Annotated in this window: 17 protein-coding genes; 7 read left to right on the top strand and 10 right to left on the bottom strand. The window is 59.3% G+C overall.

Annotation, left to right across the window (positions count from 1 at the left end):
- Positions 1 to 12: 12 nt before the first annotated feature.
- Entirely contained in the window at positions 13 to 1,305 is a 1,293-nt protein-coding gene (locus ACR0J7_RS13950; RefSeq protein ID WP_480914637.1) for a lytic murein transglycosylase, read from the bottom strand.
- An 87-nt stretch (positions 1,306 to 1,392) separates the two neighbouring features.
- Positions 1,393 to 2,106 (bottom strand): helix-turn-helix transcriptional regulator, encoded by a 714-nt coding sequence (locus tag ACR0J7_RS13945; RefSeq protein ID WP_480484146.1) that lies wholly within the window; start codon positions 2,104 to 2,106, stop codon positions 1,393 to 1,395.
- A gap of 84 nt (positions 2,107 to 2,190) precedes the next feature.
- Between ACR0J7_RS13945 and ACR0J7_RS13940 the strand changes: the two genes are divergently transcribed.
- Both ACR0J7_RS13940 and ACR0J7_RS13935 read left to right on the top strand, forming a co-directional pair.
- Positions 2,191 to 2,889 carry a glutathione S-transferase family protein gene (locus ACR0J7_RS13940; RefSeq protein WP_480914635.1) on the top strand — a complete coding sequence of 233 codons (699 nt, stop codon included), beginning with the start codon at positions 2,191 to 2,193 and terminating at the stop codon, positions 2,887 to 2,889.
- Complete coding sequence (locus ACR0J7_RS13935) at positions 2,886 to 3,272, top strand: DUF1801 domain-containing protein (RefSeq protein ID WP_480914633.1); 387 nt, start codon at positions 2,886 to 2,888, stop codon at positions 3,270 to 3,272. The genes ACR0J7_RS13940 and ACR0J7_RS13935 overlap by 4 nt, the downstream gene beginning before the upstream one ends.
- On the opposite strand, the gene rnr is transcribed toward ACR0J7_RS13935, so the two are convergent.
- From rnr to dapE, 3 genes are read right to left on the bottom strand one after another with little or no spacing between them, the layout of a single operon-like run.
- On the bottom strand, positions 3,263 to 5,521 hold the full coding sequence (gene rnr, locus ACR0J7_RS13930; RefSeq protein WP_480914631.1) for a ribonuclease R: 2,259 nt from the start codon (positions 5,519 to 5,521) through the stop codon (positions 3,263 to 3,265). The two genes, ACR0J7_RS13935 and rnr, sit on opposite strands and share 10 nt — an antisense overlap.
- Before the next feature lie 47 nt (positions 5,522 to 5,568).
- Entirely contained in the window at positions 5,569 to 6,144 is a 576-nt protein-coding gene (locus ACR0J7_RS13925; protein WP_480774118.1) for a TIGR04282 family arsenosugar biosynthesis glycosyltransferase, read from the bottom strand.
- Between the two features lie 3 nt (positions 6,145 to 6,147).
- Positions 6,148 to 7,287 carry a succinyl-diaminopimelate desuccinylase gene (gene dapE, locus ACR0J7_RS13920; protein ID WP_480914629.1) on the bottom strand — a complete coding sequence of 380 codons (1,140 nt, stop codon included), beginning with the start codon at positions 7,285 to 7,287 and terminating at the stop codon, positions 6,148 to 6,150.
- Positions 7,288 to 7,496: 209 nt separating this feature from the next.
- Here dapE and ACR0J7_RS13915 point away from each other — a divergent pair, with 209 nt between their 5' ends.
- On the top strand, positions 7,497 to 8,555 hold the full coding sequence (locus tag ACR0J7_RS13915) for a transporter substrate-binding domain-containing protein (protein ID WP_480484152.1): 1,059 nt from the start codon (positions 7,497 to 7,499) through the stop codon (positions 8,553 to 8,555).
- Here the strand turns inward: ACR0J7_RS13915 and ACR0J7_RS13910 are convergent.
- The gene (locus ACR0J7_RS13910; protein ID WP_480914627.1) at positions 8,552 to 8,896 is read right to left on the bottom strand and encodes a hypothetical protein; all 345 of its coding nucleotides are present in this window, start codon (positions 8,894 to 8,896) and stop codon (positions 8,552 to 8,554) included. The two genes, ACR0J7_RS13915 and ACR0J7_RS13910, sit on opposite strands and share 4 nt — an antisense overlap.
- Positions 8,897 to 9,011: 115 nt before the next feature.
- On the opposite strand from ACR0J7_RS13910, the gene ACR0J7_RS13905 reads away from it, so the two are divergent.
- Together ACR0J7_RS13905 and ACR0J7_RS13900 are read left to right on the top strand one after the other, a co-directional pair.
- Positions 9,012 to 9,347 carry a cupin domain-containing protein gene (locus tag ACR0J7_RS13905; protein WP_480914625.1) on the top strand — a complete coding sequence of 112 codons (336 nt, stop codon included), beginning with the start codon at positions 9,012 to 9,014 and terminating at the stop codon, positions 9,345 to 9,347.
- A 226-nt stretch (positions 9,348 to 9,573) separates the two neighbouring features.
- Positions 9,574 to 9,978 carry a hypothetical protein gene (locus tag ACR0J7_RS13900; protein WP_480774120.1) on the top strand — a complete coding sequence of 135 codons (405 nt, stop codon included), beginning with the start codon at positions 9,574 to 9,576 and terminating at the stop codon, positions 9,976 to 9,978.
- 117 nt (positions 9,979 to 10,095) lie between these two features.
- Here the strand turns inward: ACR0J7_RS13900 and dapD are convergent, their stop codons facing one another.
- From dapD to ACR0J7_RS13885, 3 genes are all read right to left on the bottom strand, one after another.
- Complete coding sequence (dapD, locus tag ACR0J7_RS13895; protein ID WP_480914624.1) at positions 10,096 to 10,923, bottom strand: 2,3,4,5-tetrahydropyridine-2,6-dicarboxylate N-succinyltransferase; 828 nt, start codon at positions 10,921 to 10,923, stop codon at positions 10,096 to 10,098.
- 109 nt (positions 10,924 to 11,032) lie between these two features.
- Positions 11,033 to 11,632 carry a GntR family transcriptional regulator gene (locus ACR0J7_RS13890; protein WP_480914622.1) on the bottom strand — a complete coding sequence of 200 codons (600 nt, stop codon included), beginning with the start codon at positions 11,630 to 11,632 and terminating at the stop codon, positions 11,033 to 11,035.
- A gap of 44 nt (positions 11,633 to 11,676) precedes the next feature.
- Positions 11,677 to 12,588, bottom strand: a complete 912-nt coding sequence (locus ACR0J7_RS13885) for a threonine/serine dehydratase (RefSeq protein ID WP_480506460.1) — start codon at positions 12,586 to 12,588, stop codon at positions 11,677 to 11,679.
- 79 nt (positions 12,589 to 12,667) lie between these two features.
- Between ACR0J7_RS13885 and ACR0J7_RS13880 the strand changes: the two genes are divergently transcribed.
- The gene (locus tag ACR0J7_RS13880; RefSeq protein ID WP_267363716.1) at positions 12,668 to 13,510 is read left to right on the top strand and encodes an LOG family protein; all 843 of its coding nucleotides are present in this window, start codon (positions 12,668 to 12,670) and stop codon (positions 13,508 to 13,510) included.
- 3 nt (positions 13,511 to 13,513) lie between these two features.
- Positions 13,514 to 14,614, top strand: a complete 1,101-nt coding sequence (locus ACR0J7_RS13875) for a cystathionine gamma-lyase (protein WP_480474197.1) — start codon at positions 13,514 to 13,516, stop codon at positions 14,612 to 14,614.
- Here ACR0J7_RS13875 and ACR0J7_RS13870 read toward each other — a convergent pair whose 3' ends face one another.
- On the bottom strand, positions 14,615 to 14,998 hold the full coding sequence (locus tag ACR0J7_RS13870; protein ID WP_267363718.1) for a hypothetical protein: 384 nt from the start codon (positions 14,996 to 14,998) through the stop codon (positions 14,615 to 14,617).
- Positions 14,999 to 15,059 lie beyond the last annotated feature (61 nt).

The raw sequence follows: 15,059 nt of genomic DNA, 5'->3' as shown, positions 1-15,059 counted from the left end.
CGCCTTTTTTTGTCATCGCAACCGCTCCAGCAGGTTTGGCGTGGGGTATCCGTCCGGGACCAACCCTTGCGCCAGTTGATACGCTCGAACCGCGTTGATAGTATTTGGCCCAGTGCGCCCGTCGACACCCTTTGTGTCAAAGCCCGCATCCGTCAGACGTGTCTGAAGTTCCTTTTTCTCGGCAAAGCTCAGCACCCGATCGCCGCGCGGCCAGTCAGATTGAAACGGTGCGCCCCCCGCAAGCCGGTCGGACAGATACCCGATGCCGATCACATAGGCATCGGCCCCGTTATACGCCTCGATCACGCTGAAATTTTCGAAAATCATCAGCGCAACGCCCTGACTTCCCGCCGGAAGCAGGATAGCGGCCTTCCCATGATCCGGCACGACGGTACCATCCCGCGCCACGACACCCCTTGCAGCCCATTCGGACGGCATCAGCGTAAAATCGCGACGGGCTGAGGCGTAATCGAAATCGGCGGGCAAACGCACCTCCACGCCCCATGGCTGACCCCTGGTCCAACCATGCCGCGCCAGATAAGACGCCGCCGAAGCCAGCGCATCCGTCGGGTCATCCGACCAGATATCCCGTCGGCCATCACCGTCAAAATCCACCGCGTGATCCAGATATGACGTGGGCATGAATTGCGTATGCCCCATTGCGCCCGCCCAACTGCCAAGCATGTTGCCGGCGCTGATATCGCCAGCCTGCACGATCCGCAGGGCAGCGACCAACTGCGTTTCAAAGAATTGTGCCCGCCGCGCATCAAAGGCTAGCGTTGCCAATGAACGAAGCGTTGGACTGCTGCCGCGATAAGACCCGAAAGAGGTTTCAAGCCCCCAGATGGCAGCGACCACCTCTTTTTCGACACCGTATTCAGCCTCGATCCGGTTCAACACCTGCCGATGCCGCTGCAGGGCGGCGCGCCCGTTCGACAGGCGCGTTTCCGACACTGCGGTTTCAAGATACTCCCAGATGGGTTTCGAAAACTCAGCCTGATTGCGATCCCGTTCCAGGACATCTTCGTCATAGCTCATCCCCGAAAACACCTGAGTCAGTGTTCCCTGCGAAATGCCCTGCCGCCGCGCGCGTCCCTGAAAGGCGCCAAGCCAGGACTGAAACCTTGCCGTTGTCGCAGAAGCCACGGGCAAGGCCTCAATCAACGGGCGCGGGACCGGACGGATCGAAACGGTCACATCCGCCGAAGCCAGTTGCAGCGCTGCGCGTGAAATCCCGCTGTCTGCCCATCTGGTGTTTTCTGTTGTTTCCGCCTGCACTATGGATGCCCACAATGCGACGGTCATGACGCCGCCTACGCATTTTCGCATTCCGTTTTTTCCTGATTACTGCTCGACCACAGGGTAGCGCAGAATCAGAAATTCACAAAGTGCTCAGACGTTCGCCTCTCGCTCCTGCGCAGCACGCTCTGCCCGAATGCGTTCCAATGCCTCGCGCAGCAGGGGCACGCGGTTCGGCCTGAAACTTTGTTCCGTCACTGACATGTCCTGTAAGCGATCCAACCGGAAAACGCGAAAATCCTGTCGCAGGTGGCACCAGCCCAACAACACGTTCGAGTGATCCAGATAGACGATGCTCAAAGGGTTGACGCGCCTGTGCGTAGCGTCGCCTTTCGCGTCCGTATAGAAAAACTCGACCGCGCGCTCATCCCACGTCGCCTGCCGCAGAGTGGCCACGTCAATCGTGGGCTCAGGCGGGCGGTTGAACCGCGTAGCAGCCAGAACCGCGTGGCTGAGCCGATGGGACTGGCGTTGCGGCAAGCGTCCCTGAAGTTTCCGCAGGGCCGTACCCGCTGCGCCCGACAAAGCCGGATCGCCAATCACCTGAACTTCGCGCAAGCCCAGAACCAACGCTTCAAGCTCATCGTCAGTGAACCCCAATGGCGGCAGGGTCGCGTCCTCGATCAGCGTAAAGCCAAACCCCGCTTCGCCATCGATCACGGCACCCAGTCCGCGCAATGCATCAATATCCCGATGAATTGTTCGGGCCGAAACACCCAGATCCTGCGCCAACTGTTCGGATGTTCTGGGCGAAGGGCCAGAACGCAGGGCTTGCATCAGTTGGAACAATCGGGCGGTGCGGGACATGATGTACAATAGCTTACCTCTAATGACAGAAACTGTCATTAGGTCCCGATACTCAGTCAGCACACAATGACACGGAGCCTCATAATGCTGACCCTTCTCACCTTCCCCTCTGCCTTCGGCCTGTTCAGTGCCAGCCCCTTCTGCGTCAAGACAGCATTGATGCTTCAGCAATCCGGCCAGACCTGGCAACGCTCGGACATGCTTGACCCCCGCAAGATGCCCCACCAGAAACTGCCCGTTTTGCGAACGCCGGAACGCCTGGTCCCGGACAGCGACCTGATCCGCGATTGGTTGGAACAGCAGGGCGCGGATTTCGACAAAGGGTTGACGGATGTCGAAAAGGCGCAGTCCCGCGCCCTGGTGCGCATGGCCGAAGAGCATCTGTATTTTCACATCGTTCTGGATCGTTGGGGCAATGACGAAGTCTGGCCGATCTTGCGTGATACGTTCTTTACCGGAATTCCGGCGTTGATCCGGAAACCGTCATCCAATGCGATCCGGAAATCCGTTCTGAAGGGGATTACGTCACAGGGAATCGGGCGGTTTTCGCTGTCCGAACGGCTGGACCGGATCGAACGTGACCTCGAGGCGATCTCGGCCTATCTGTGGCAATCCTCTTTCCTGCTTGGGGACCGTCCGACATCGGCTGATATGAGCGTTGGCCCTATGCTTGCCGCGATGCGCGCCACACCTGCGGACACCCCCCTGACCCGCCGGATCAAACAGGATAACCTGCTGAACAGTTACGTGGATCGGTTGGAACAGGCGATACCAATTGCATGAAACCCTTTGAGAACCCTTTGGTCGCTTCGGCCTTTGAGACCCTGCCCCCGCAAACCCGTGCGGGGGCTCTGGCCTTGCGGGCGCTTGTGTTTGACACGGCAGCCTCTCTGCCTGCTGTCCCCACGGTGCAAGAGGAACTGCGCTGGGGTCAGCCCGCCTATCTTGCGCCCAAAGGGTCAACGATCCGGCTGGGCGCGCACAAATCGGCAAGTTTCGCCTTGTTTGTGCACTGTCAGAGCCGGTTGATAAGCGATTTCACTTCCGCCTTTCCGGGCGAGGACCGGATCGATGGGACCCGTGCCGTTCTGTTTGATGACACCGCACAAATCGATCCGACACGCCACGGATGGCTGATTGCCCGCGCGTTGACCTATCACCTCTGACGGCGCCTGCGTTCGACCTTGCGCTTGATCTTGTCTTTCTTGCGCTTGGTGCTGATCGCTTTGCGCCGGGATGATCGCCCTTTTGGCCCATGTCCACGCGGCAGGGCCTGGTCGTCAATGGACAGCAGCTCCAGCTCCAACCCACCGGTCACAGGTGTCGCTTCGGTCAGTCGAACGGTGACACGTTGGCCGATGGCGATAATCAGCCCCGTGTCCGCCCCCATAAGTGTCCCGGCCTCGCGGTCGAAATGGAAGAACTCGCGCCCCAATGATCGCACCGGAACCAAGCCATCCGCGCCGGTTTCGTCCATTTTGACAAATGCACCAAACCGGGCAATGCCGCTGATCCGGCCTGTGAACTCATTGCCAACCCGCTCGCTGAGATACGCGGCCAGATAACGGTCAGTCGTGTCCCGTTCAGCCATCATGGATCGGCGTTCGGTATCTGAAATATGAGTCGCCGTTTCTTCGAGCCGGGTAATCTCGTCTTCGGTCAAACCGTCCGTGCCCCAACCGTGGGCTGAGATCAGCGACCGATGCACGACCAAGTCGGCATAGCGCCGGATCGGCGAGGTGAAATGCGCGTAGTTCCGCAGCGCCAGCCCGAAATGGCCGAAGTTTTCTGGGTTGTAATAGGCCTGTGCCATCGACCGCAGGGTGGTCAGGTTGATCAGTTCCGCATCCTCGGTCCCGGCGGCGGCGTTCAGCAGCGCATTCAGGTGGCTGGTTTGCAGCACCTGCCCCTTGGCAAGGTTCAATCCGGCGGCCTGCGCCGTTTCACGCAGGCTTTCCAGCTTCTCGGGCGCGGGTTCCTCGTGCACGCGAAACAGCAGCGGACGGCGCTTGGCGATCAGTGTCTCGGCAGCCGAAACATTGGCGAGGATCATGAACTCTTCGATCAACCGATGCGCATCCAACCGGTCGCGGAACGCCACGCTTTCAACATGACCCGTCTCGCTGAGCACGATCTTACGCTCGGGCAGGTCCAGTTCCAGTGGCTGTCGCACAGCCCGCGCTTTCTTTATCGCGGCATAGGCGGCATAAAGCGGTTTCAAGACCGTCTCCAGCAATGGCCCAGTGCGGTCGTTCGGGTTGCCGTCGATGGCCTCCTGCACTTCGGCATAGTTCAGTGACGCAACCGAACGCATCAACCCCCGCACAAAACGATGACCAATCTTGTTACCGTCCGCGTCAATCTGCATCCGCACAGCGACACAGGCGCGCGGGACACCTTCATGCAGGGAACACAGATCACCCGACAGCCGATCAGGCAGCATCGGCACCACACGGTCAGGGAAATAACTTGAATTGCCCCGCTTGCGCGCCTCGCGGTCCAGGGCCGAGCCGGGCAGCACATAAGCAGCAACATCGGCGATAGCGACCCAGATCACATGTCCACCAGGGTTCTTGGGGTCTTCATCCGCGTGCGCGTAACAGGCATCATCACGATCGCGCGCATCCGAAGGGTCGATGGTCAGCAGCGGCATGTCCCGCAGGTCCTCGCGGCCCTTCAGGCCAACGGGTTTGGCATTGTCTGCTTCAGCAATGACCTTGTCGGGAAAGTCATCCGGGATACCGTGCTGGTGGATCGCGATCAGCGAAACAGCCTTGGGCGCGGTCGGATCACCCAACCGTTCAACAATGCGCGCACGCGGCAGGCCCATGCGATTTTTCGGCCCGGCCTGTTCGGCCTCGACCAATTCGCCGTCTTTGGCACCATGCACCGCGCCATCGGCAACCAGCCATTCAGTCTGGCCCGCCTTGTCGATAGGGACGATTCTGCCCCCTTCGGCCCCTTTGCGGAATATGCCCACGATCTTGCGCGGGTTGGTCCCGATTCGGCGGATCAGGCGGGCTTCGTAATTGTGATCTTCTTCGTGCACGACGGTCAGGCGGGCCAGAATGCGGTCACCCTCACCCAGGGCCGGGTCGCTGGCCCGCGCGATGATCAGAACGATGGGCTCGACGCCTTCGCCATGCCATTCCAGTGGGCGGGCAAACAGATCACCATCGGCATTCGGGGCCTTCACCTGCAAGACACTGACAGGTGGAAGACGGTCTGGATCGCGATAGCTGCGCTTGCGTTTTTCAAGGTGTCCTTCGGCCTCAAGCTCTTTGAGGATGCGCTTGAGGTCAATGCGATCCGCGCCCTTGATACCAAAGGCTTTGGCGATGTCGCGTTTCGAGGTCAGGGTGGGGTTCGCCGAGATCCAGTCAAGGACCTCCTGCTTGGTGGGGATGCGAGTCATGCTTCCGGCGTAGCACGCGTTTGCGACCGCGTCATGACCAAAAAACCTCAGGGTTTCAGATCAGCAACTGTATCCACATCGCGTAGCTGGTCCAGCAGGGTCACACGGCAGTTTGGGATTGAGGCAAGTGTGTCGCCCAAAGCATGTTCTGTCGACCAGCGCACATCGTGGAACAGACCTGCGGGCAGCGCGCCATAACGCTGCGCACCGACCAGCCAATAGCCGCCATCCGGCGCGGGGCCGAACACCATCTGGGATCGCCCAAGCGCACCAAATGCACGGGCAATATGTGCACACGAAATACCCGGAATATCCGCACCAATCAGGCAAACCGGCCCCTTGGGCATTCCGCCCAACATCCGCTTCATCCGGCCACCCAGGTCGCCGGACCCCTGCGGCGCGCGTGGCAGGTCAACGGGCCAGACGCGGCTTACAAGGCCCTCCGCATCGGGCGACACGGCCAGCACAATCTGCCAACGGGGATCACGTAGCCTGCGGATCAAGGCGCGGGTCTGATGCCGAAACCACCACGCGGCACCAACCATGCCGATATCGCGCCCCAGCCGCGTCTTGACACGACCCGGTCTGGGTTCCTTGACCATGATCACCAATGTGCGTTGCATGGATCAGGCGAAATAATCCGTCAGGATACGGGTATAGATCGATTTGAGCTGCTCGATCTGCGCAACCTCAACACACTCGTCCACCTGATGCATCGTGCGCCCGACCAAGCCGAACTCCACCACCGGACAATGGTCTTTGACAAAGCGCGCATCCGAAGTGCCCCCGGTTGTCGACAGTTCGGGTGTTACGCCGGTCTCGGCTTCGACCGCTTTGGCCACCAGATCCGACAAAGGCCCTGGTGGGGTCAGAAAACTTTCACCCGAAATACTGATCGTGACACCGATTTCGACACCGTACTGAGCTGCCACCTGATCCGCTTCTGATTGCAACCAATCACTCAGGCTTGCCCCGGAATGCAGATCGTTAAAGCGGATATTGACCGCGCCGCTGCATTGCGCCGGAATCACGTTGGTCGCGGCGTTTCCAGTGTCGATGGTGACAACAGCCAGCGTGGAGGCGTCGAAATGGTCCGTGCCCTGATCCAGTTCATGGCTGGCAAGCCGGTCCATCAGCCGCGCCATTGCGGGCAGCGGGTTTTTGGCCCGATGGGGATAAGCCGAATGCCCCTGCACACCTGTAATCTTAAACCACGCAGTCATTGAACCCCGGCGACCGATCTTGATCATCTCACCCATTTTGTTCGGACATGTTGGCTCTCCTACCAGACAGACCGACATACGCTCACCCGCGCCTTCCATGTAATCGAGAAGCGCAGTGGTGCCGTCCAACGCATCGCCTTCCTCATCACCGGTAATTGTCAGGACAATTGCCCCATCCGGAGGGGTGTCACGCACGAAATCCATTGCGGCAGCCGCAAAAGCCGCAACTCCGGATTTCATATCGGTGGTGCCGCGCCCATACATCACACCATCCCGCACTTCGGCCCCGAAGGGCGGCGCAGTCCAGGCAGCTTCGTCGCCGACAGGGACGACGTCCGTGTGACCATTGAATCCGAAACTGCGCGCATGACCTTTCTGCCCCCAACGCGCGAAAAGGTTGCTGATGCCGCCGCGATCAACGCGCGTGCATTCGAAACCTGCCTCCGACAGCACCGCCTCAAGCAAAACAAGTGCTCCGCCTTCTGAAGGTGTGACCGAAGGGCAACGGATCAGTTCGGCTGTCAATTGGACGGGATCAGTCATGCGGGGGCCTCTGGAACTGTGTCTGACGCGGGTTCGCGCACAGATTCAACGATTTGGCCGGTTTTCCAACCCCAATCCGTAAAAAAACGGTCATCCGAATATTTAGATATCAAAGCGACACCCCAATAAAACATGACACTTTACCCTGCGACCACCTTGCCGCCCGCCACAAATTCGCGTTACAGGGCCGCGAAACAGGTGAATTGAATATGAAGCGCGCCTTCTTCGCACTGATCTGCCTGACTTTCGCCGTCATCGCACAGCAAAGCCTGGCACAGTCCCTTTCGGTCACAACCGTGACCCGCCCGCCATTTTCCTATGTCGAGGATGGCGACGAAACCGGCTTCTCTATGGATTTGCTGGCGGCTTTGGCCGAGGCTCTGAACTGGGACTACACGGTCAACCGCGTCGAGGCGTTTTCTGACATGTTGGGTGCCGTGCAGAGCGGATCTGCAGACCTTGCCATCGCCAATATCTCGATCACTGCGCTGCGTGAAACGCAAATGGATTTCTCTCAGCCGATCTTTGAGGCCGGTCTTCAGATCATGGTACCCTCGGACGCGGTACGAAAACCATCGCTGTTGCAGGCCCTGCTCTCGAAAGAACTGTTCATCGCCATAGGGCTGGCCTTTGCCATTCTCCTCGGTGGCGGCATGTTGATGTGGAGCTTTGAACGCCGCGCCCAACCCTATTTCGACCGCGACCTGAACGAAGCGTGGTTCCCATCGTTCTGGTGGGCGCTGAACTTGGTTGTGAATGGCGGCTTCGAAGAGCGGATGCCGCGCACTCCGTTCGGTCGAATGTTGGGTGTCGTGCTGGTGGTGTCATCCTTGTTCATCGTTTCAGTGTTCACCGCCCGTATCACCTCGGTCATGACCGTGGACGCCATTACCGGCAGCGTGAATTCGGTGAACGACCTGTACGGCAAGACTGTCGGGACAATCTCGGGGTCGACTGCGGCCAGTTTTCTGAACCGGCGCGAGATCGAGTTTACCAGCTATCCGGGGTTGAATGAGATGCTGGACGCTTTCAAGGCCGAAGATCTGGATGCTGTCGTGTTCGACGCGCCGATCCTGTCCTATTTTGCGGCCCATGAAGGCCGGCGGATTGCGTCGATGACAGGCGGTGTTTTCCTGCGCGAAAATTACGGCATCGCTTTCCCGACCGGATCACCACTGGTCGAGGATGTAAACCAGGCATTGCTCGGCTTGCGCGAAGACGGAACCTATGACGAAATCTATCGCAAGTGGTTCGGATCGCGAAACTAGGCTTGTGCCTCGTCTTCGAAAAACGGTGTCATCTGCGCGACGATCACTGCGTTTTCATCCAATGCTCTTTGCATCAGCGCACGTTCGTCCGCCTCGATATCGTGACCTTGCGCTTCACGCTCGGCCAATGTGCCGTATCCGGTGACATCCAGCGGTGCAGTGTCGGCCTGCTTCAGGATCGCGACCGTCTCACGCACGGCCTCGGCCTCATCCACGCCGCTGGCATAGCACATCAGCGCCGCGCCGGTCGCCCCATCGGGCAGCCCGTCGCCCTCCTTGCGGCCAATCTGGACCAGAAGGGTATAGACTTGCTGACGCGAGGGTTTCTTTTGCTTCTCCATGCACCGGGCCATAGCCCCGCGCCGGTTCGCGGTCAAGCAGCCAACAATTGCAGGAGCCCCGCCTTGCGCCCATAGTACCCGGAATAAACCGATCCCGGATACAAAGGACGTCTTCATGCCCTACCCAGATTTCATAGCGAGTTTTCCCAGCCTCGACGTACCGTTCCCCGACGACGTGGTGCAAACGGCCGTGATCCGGTCGGATGCAGGATTGGTGGCGTTCTTCACGTTTCTTCAGGATTTCGAATTGCCCTTACATTCTCACAAAGCCCAATGGGGCACAGTGGTGGAGGGTGAGATTGAATTGACCATCGACGGGCAGACCCGGACCTACCGCCCGGGCGACAGTTATTCGATCCCGTCAGGCGTGGAACATGGCGGCAAAATCAAGGCTGGCACGCGAGTCATCGATGTTTTCGAGGAACCGGACCGATATCCGATCAAGGGATAAGCTGGGAGAAAGACTCAGTGAACGCGGGTCTCGACCTCCCCCATTGATTGAAGGCCTCCGGCCTGAAAAGCTGTTGAGTTGAATCCGGCACTTTTGCGCCAGTCTTCCTCTTCATTTTGGGCCAATTCCCGCTAGCCGGGACACGACGCCAGCAATTCACAACTAAGCGTCGATGCCGGCCCTACGCTGCGGGTACTGCATAAGTCATTTTCAAAGGAGAGTTGAGATGAGTGTTCTGTCCAGATTGATGACAACAACAGCAAGCGTGATTGTACTTTCCGGTATACCGGCTGTTGCAATTCTGTCCTTTGTAACAAGTGATGCTGCTTATGCCCAAGAAGCGGGCGGTGAAGGCGGCGAAACCACCGGTGGCGGCGAGGCCGAAGGCGGCGCGCAGACCGAAGGCGGAGGTGAATCCGGCAGCGATGGTGAGGCCGAAGGTGGCAGTGACACCGAGGGCGGTAGCGATTCCGAAGGCGGTAGTGAGGCCGAAAGCGGAGGCGAATCCGGCGGCGATGGTGAATCCGGAGGTGGCAGTGAAGCCGATGGCGGCGGCGAGGCCGAAGGCGGTGGTGCGGAAACCAATGCAGGAAGCACAGAAGTGGAAGCCATGCAGGGTGAGAGCCGCTAAGCAGCACTTCAAGGCAGGCTAGGACCACAAGCTTGGTATCTGCCTTAGCCGACCTGACCCAAAGAACAAATAAGGCCGGAGCGTAACTGCTCCGGCCTTATGACATTCCCAGAACGATCAGTCCCGCAGCAATTCGTTGATGCCCGTTTTCGAGCGGGTCTTTTCGTCGACCCGCTTCACGATCACAGCGCAATAGAGGCTGACGTTGTTCTTCGACGGCATGGAACCCGCGACCACAACCGAATAGGGCGGAACCTCGCCATACATGACTTCTCCGGTTTCGCGGTCCACGATCTTAGTGGACTTACCAATGAACACGCCCATCCCCAGAACCGAGCCTTCGCGGACGATACATCCCTCGACCACTTCCGAGCGCGCGCCGATAAAGCAATTGTCTTCAATGATGGTGGGGCCAGCCTGCATCGGCTCAAGCACTCCGCCAATACCAACGCCGCCCGACAGGTGCACATTCTTGCCGATCTGTGCGCAGGATCCGACGGTGGCCCAGGTATCAACCATCGTGCCTTCGTCAACATAGGCCCCAAGGTTCACGAAAGACGGCATCAGCACCACGCCCGGTGCAATATATGCCGACTTGCGAACCACACAGTTTGGAACCGCGCGGAACCCGGCAGACCGCCACTGGTTTTCACCCCAACCGGCGAACTTGCTGTCCACCTTGTCCCACCAGCCGCCGTCCTGCGGACTGCCAGGCTGGATTTCCATGTCCTTGATACGGAAGCCCAGCAGAACCGCCTTTTTGGCCCATTGATTCACCTGCCAGTCACCGGTTTCCAGCTTTTCCGCCACGCGCAGCGAGCCACTGTCCAGCGCATTCAGCGTATCCTCGATCGCCTCGCGCTGCTCGCCTGCGGTGGCGGGCGTGATTGTCTCGCGTGCCTCCCAGGCGGCTTCGATGGCGGCTTCCAGTTGCGCGTTGGACATGGGGTGTCTCCCTACAGAATCTGTTCACGTTGATTTGGCCTATACGCAAGCCGGACCCATGGCGCAATGCGACGTAGACGGGCCCAATTGCGTCTGAAGCAGAGGGTCATCAGCTTGCGCGCCGAATATGGCGGGTCAGGATCGCCGTTGCTGTGGCCATTTCCTTGCGCTTCAAAGCCCGCACAATGGCCGCATGATCCGTGTCAGCCCGTTGCACCCATTTAAACCGCCATTGCGCGAACAGATGGCGCGCGCTTGCGATATGCAGATCGTCGATTGCATGCAAAAGCCGAGGCAGCCCGCAAGGCGTCAGAATGGCGCGATGGAACGTTCTGTTCAGAGCCTCCCATTGCGGCATCGACTGCGCCTTGTCACAGGCGATGCGTGCGTTTTCGATCTTTTCCAACGCGACCGGAGACATGTTTTGCATCGATTGCTGCAACGCCAGCGTTTCCAACGCCACGCGCATTTCGATCACCTCCCGAACCTCTGCCGGGTCCAGCGCCGTAACCCGCATTCCCTTGCGTGGTTCATGCCGGGCCAATCCATGCGCCTCAAGCCGCAACAAGGCTTCACGCACCGGAACATGGCTGGTATTGAAGGTTCGGGCAATATGATCCTGCAGTAGCTTTTCACCGGCTGCCAGCTCTCCGGTGATGATCCGCTGGCTGAGGCTTTGGTAAATCGTGTCGGAAATCATTGCAGTCATGGATTATAGATAAAATCCACCATCCACATCCACAACCCGATAATTCACCCAGCGAACGGGTCCGGCGCGATATTTGCACCGCACACCAGAACACCCACGCGTTCACCCTGTTCAGGTCGGTACGCACCCGAGGTCAAGGCGGCCAATGCGGTCGCGCCGGCAGGTTCTACCAGAATGCGATGCGCGCGCCAAAGCGCCTGTTGTGCCGCCGCGATGGCATCGTCTGACACCAGAACCGAACTCATACCCTGCGCCAGTTCAAAACAGATTTCGCCGATCCGCCGCGCGCCCAGCGCGTTTGCGGCGATGCCCGACACGGAAACATCAACCGGCTCACCAGCGCACAACGCAGCATTCAACGCACAGGACGTTTCCGGCTCGACCGCCACAACCTTGCGCACGCCACCGAACCAGGCCAGCGCCCCGGCGATCAGCCCGCCGCCGCCAACAGCGACCAGTACCGTATCCGCCTGCAAGCCCTGGGCGTCCCATTCGGCAAAACAGGTCCCTTGCCCCGCCACCGTGGCCGGGGCGTCATAAGCATGGATCTGCATTGCACCCGTCATTTCCTCATGCTCTTGCGCTGCGGTCAGCGCGTTTGCGTATTCACCGGAAACAACGCTCAGGTCGGCACCGGTTTGCCGGATCAGTGCGATCTTGGACGGACCCGCCAGTTCCGGCACAAATATCTTTGCAGGATACCCCAGCGTCTGCGCTGCATAAGCTGCCGCCGCACCATGATTGCCACCGGATGCGGCGACCACACCCGCAGCCGACACATCCGAGCTGAGCAGCGTATTGAACGCACCCCGCGCCTTGAAACTGCCGGTATGCTGCATGTGCTCGAGTTTCAGTTCAACCGGATAGCCGGGAATGTTGCTTTCCATAACCGGGGTCACCTGCGCATATCCCGCGATGCGGTCCCGTGCTGCCGATATTTCACTTTTCCAATTCATTCTCGTCTTTCCGTGACTGGCACTCTGCCCGCGAACCCTATAGCTGTTTGTCAAACACGCAAGCAGGGATCGATCACCGATGAGAGAAGACCGCCACAGTCCGTTTCGCGATGCGCAGACCGACCGCTCGACCGCAAAAGAGGTTCCGGACACACCGCAAACACGCTCTCCGGCCTACCGTCTGGCTTTCGCGGATGACGAGTTTCTGTGCCGGGACGAGCTGCGCCCTGTACGGTTGCAGCTTGAGTTGCTGAAACCCGAAATGATCATGACCGAGCGGGAGATCACGTCGACCATCGTCATGTTCGGCGGCGCCCGCATTCCCGAACCCTCGCAAAAGCACACCGCGCGGACAGAAACCCTGGCCGGTCTGTCGAAATATTATGATGAGGCACGCGAATTCGCGCGACTGATGACCGTGAAATCGAAAGAAACCGGATGCCGCGAGAATGTGATCGTCACTGGCGGCGGCCCCGGTGTGATGGAAGCTGGCAATCGCGGTGCACACGAAGCAGGCGGGTGCTCGATCGGGCTGAACATCGTGCTTCCGCACGAACAGGCACCAAACAGCTTCGTGACGCCAGATCTCAGCTTTAATTTCCACTATTTTGCGATCCGCAAAATGCACTTCCTGATGCGCGCCCGCGCCATCACCATCTTTCCCGGTGGGTTTGGGACGCTGGATGAACTGTTCGAATCCCTGACCCTGATCCAGACCGGCAGAATGGATCGTGTGCCTTTCCTGCTGTTTGGCCGCGCGTTCTGGGAAAAGGTCATCAACTGGGACGCACTGGCGGATGCCGGTACGATCTCGGACGAGGATCTGGACCTGTTCCGCTTTGTCGATACCGCGCAGGAGGCGGCCGAGATCATCGAGAACTGGGAACCCGCCCCGCCCCGCGACGAAATTCCGGGGCGCTGAGCGATGAAAACTCCAAAGACAGGCGAAATGCTCCACCTGCGTGGCAACGCGTTGTCAAAAGGCGAACCCGTCGCCCTTCCACTGACGCAAAGCAGCATGTTCCATCTGCCCGGTGCGCCGGACGGCCACCCGACCTATGGCCGTGTCGATAACCCCACCTGGGTACATCTTGAGCATGTTTTGTCGCATCTGGAAGACGCGCCTTGTCTCAGCTTCCCGTCCGGCATGGCCGCGATTTCTGCGGCTCTGTTTGCAACGGTGCAAGCCGGGTCGCGCCTTCTGATCCCTTCGGACGGGTACTATGTCACCCGTCTGCTGGCGGACCGATTCCTTTCGCGTCTTGGCGTGACAGTTGAAGAGCGCCCGACCACAGCGTTTGCCGCAGGTGGTTTTGATGAGTTTGACGTTGTGTTCGCCGAAAGCCCTTCGAACCCCGGTCTGGACATGATTGACCTGAAAGTTATAGCCGAACAGGTGCGGTCTGCTGGCGGGGTGACGATTGCCGACAATACGACGATGACACCGCTGGGTCAGCGCCCGTTGGATTTGGGCATCGACGTGGTCGTGTCGTCCGACACCAAGGCGATGGGCGGGCATTCCGACATGCTGATGGGTCACGTGGCCAGCCGCAACAGTGACATCATGGAACGGGTCGAGGAATGGCGGAGAGTCTCCGGCTCGATCCCCGGACCGCATGAGGCATGGCTGTTGCATCGCGGGTTGGAAACGCTGGATGTCCGGTTCGACCGGATGTGCAACTCGGCTCAGGTAATAGCGGAACGGTTGGCAGGTCACCCGGCGGTCAAGCAGGTCCGCTATCCCGGGCTGGCCGAAGATCCATCACACACACTGGCGCAGGCACAAACGGCACGGTTCGGATTTCTGCTATCCTTGACTTTGGAAAGCGAAGACAAGGCCGAGGCCTTCATCAACACTTGCCCGCTTTTGCGCCCCGCCACCTCCTTCGGTGGTGTTCACAGCTCGGCCGAGCGCCGCGCGCGCTGGGGCGATAGTGTCGACCCGGCCTTCATCCGCCTGTCCGTTGGATGCGAACCGGTGGACGAACTGTGGAAGGCGATCGAGGCCAGCCTGAACGCGCTGTGATTACTTCTTCGCGGCACGCAGGTCCTTGAAAACGTAGATCGGCAGTACCACGCTGGCGATCAGCGCCCCCAGCCAGACAAGCAGCGTCGCCGCCAGCAGGTTCGAGATACCGCCAACGGTCAGCCCCGACGCGATGAGGTCGGTCACCAGCAGGCCCACAAATGTCACGACCAGGGCGATCCCGCCTTTCAATGCGGGCGCTTTCTTTTCGCCAAGCTTTAGTATCAAGGGCTCGGCGATCACCTGAACGACGGTGAAAACAATCACAACCACGATAAATGAGATCGGTTTGATCGCGAAACCGGACAGTATCAGCGAAGCCAGCAACAGCCCGATGGCATTGCCGGCCAGCAGGGCCAAAGCGGATTTGATTCTGCGCGACATGGGATGGCCTCCGTCAATCTACAATCAGAAATATGAAGATATTAGCAGGCTTCTGAGTTTT

The sequence above is a fragment of the Ruegeria sp. O4 genome (genome assembly GCF_056535125.1).
Note: the sequence above shows the minus strand (reverse complement) of the source record. Positions and strands in the feature narration are given on the sequence as shown.

What these genes read in the sequence shown, in the direction of transcription:
- ACR0J7_RS13950 (WP_480914637.1), bottom strand. Translation starts at nt 1,305, where the DNA reads ATGACCGTCGCATTGTGGGCATCCATAGTGCAGGCGGAAACAACAGAA.
- ACR0J7_RS13945 (WP_480484146.1), bottom strand. Translation starts at nt 2,106, where the DNA reads ATGTCCCGCACCGCCCGATTGTTCCAACTGATGCAAGCCCTGCGTTCT.
- ACR0J7_RS13940 (WP_480914635.1), top strand. Translation starts at nt 2,191, where the DNA reads ATGCTGACCCTTCTCACCTTCCCCTCTGCCTTCGGCCTGTTCAGTGCC.
- ACR0J7_RS13935 (WP_480914633.1), top strand. Translation starts at nt 2,886, where the DNA reads ATGAAACCCTTTGAGAACCCTTTGGTCGCTTCGGCCTTTGAGACCCTG.
- rnr (WP_480914631.1), bottom strand. Translation starts at nt 5,521, where the DNA reads ATGACTCGCATCCCCACCAAGCAGGAGGTCCTTGACTGGATCTCGGCG.
- ACR0J7_RS13925 (WP_480774118.1), bottom strand. Translation starts at nt 6,144, where the DNA reads ATGCAACGCACATTGGTGATCATGGTCAAGGAACCCAGACCGGGTCGT.
- dapE (WP_480914629.1), bottom strand. Translation starts at nt 7,287, where the DNA reads ATGACTGATCCCGTCCAATTGACAGCCGAACTGATCCGTTGCCCTTCG.
- ACR0J7_RS13915 (WP_480484152.1), top strand. Translation starts at nt 7,497, where the DNA reads ATGAAGCGCGCCTTCTTCGCACTGATCTGCCTGACTTTCGCCGTCATC.
- ACR0J7_RS13910 (WP_480914627.1), bottom strand. Translation starts at nt 8,896, where the DNA reads ATGGAGAAGCAAAAGAAACCCTCGCGTCAGCAAGTCTATACCCTTCTG.
- ACR0J7_RS13905 (WP_480914625.1), top strand. Translation starts at nt 9,012, where the DNA reads ATGCCCTACCCAGATTTCATAGCGAGTTTTCCCAGCCTCGACGTACCG.
- ACR0J7_RS13900 (WP_480774120.1), top strand. Translation starts at nt 9,574, where the DNA reads ATGAGTGTTCTGTCCAGATTGATGACAACAACAGCAAGCGTGATTGTA.
- dapD (WP_480914624.1), bottom strand. Translation starts at nt 10,923, where the DNA reads ATGTCCAACGCGCAACTGGAAGCCGCCATCGAAGCCGCCTGGGAGGCA.
- ACR0J7_RS13890 (WP_480914622.1), bottom strand. Translation starts at nt 11,632, where the DNA reads ATGACTGCAATGATTTCCGACACGATTTACCAAAGCCTCAGCCAGCGG.
- ACR0J7_RS13885 (WP_480506460.1), bottom strand. Translation starts at nt 12,588, where the DNA reads ATGAATTGGAAAAGTGAAATATCGGCAGCACGGGACCGCATCGCGGGA.
- ACR0J7_RS13880 (WP_267363716.1), top strand. Translation starts at nt 12,668, where the DNA reads ATGAGAGAAGACCGCCACAGTCCGTTTCGCGATGCGCAGACCGACCGC.
- ACR0J7_RS13875 (WP_480474197.1), top strand. Translation starts at nt 13,514, where the DNA reads ATGAAAACTCCAAAGACAGGCGAAATGCTCCACCTGCGTGGCAACGCG.
- ACR0J7_RS13870 (WP_267363718.1), bottom strand. Translation starts at nt 14,998, where the DNA reads ATGTCGCGCAGAATCAAATCCGCTTTGGCCCTGCTGGCCGGCAATGCC.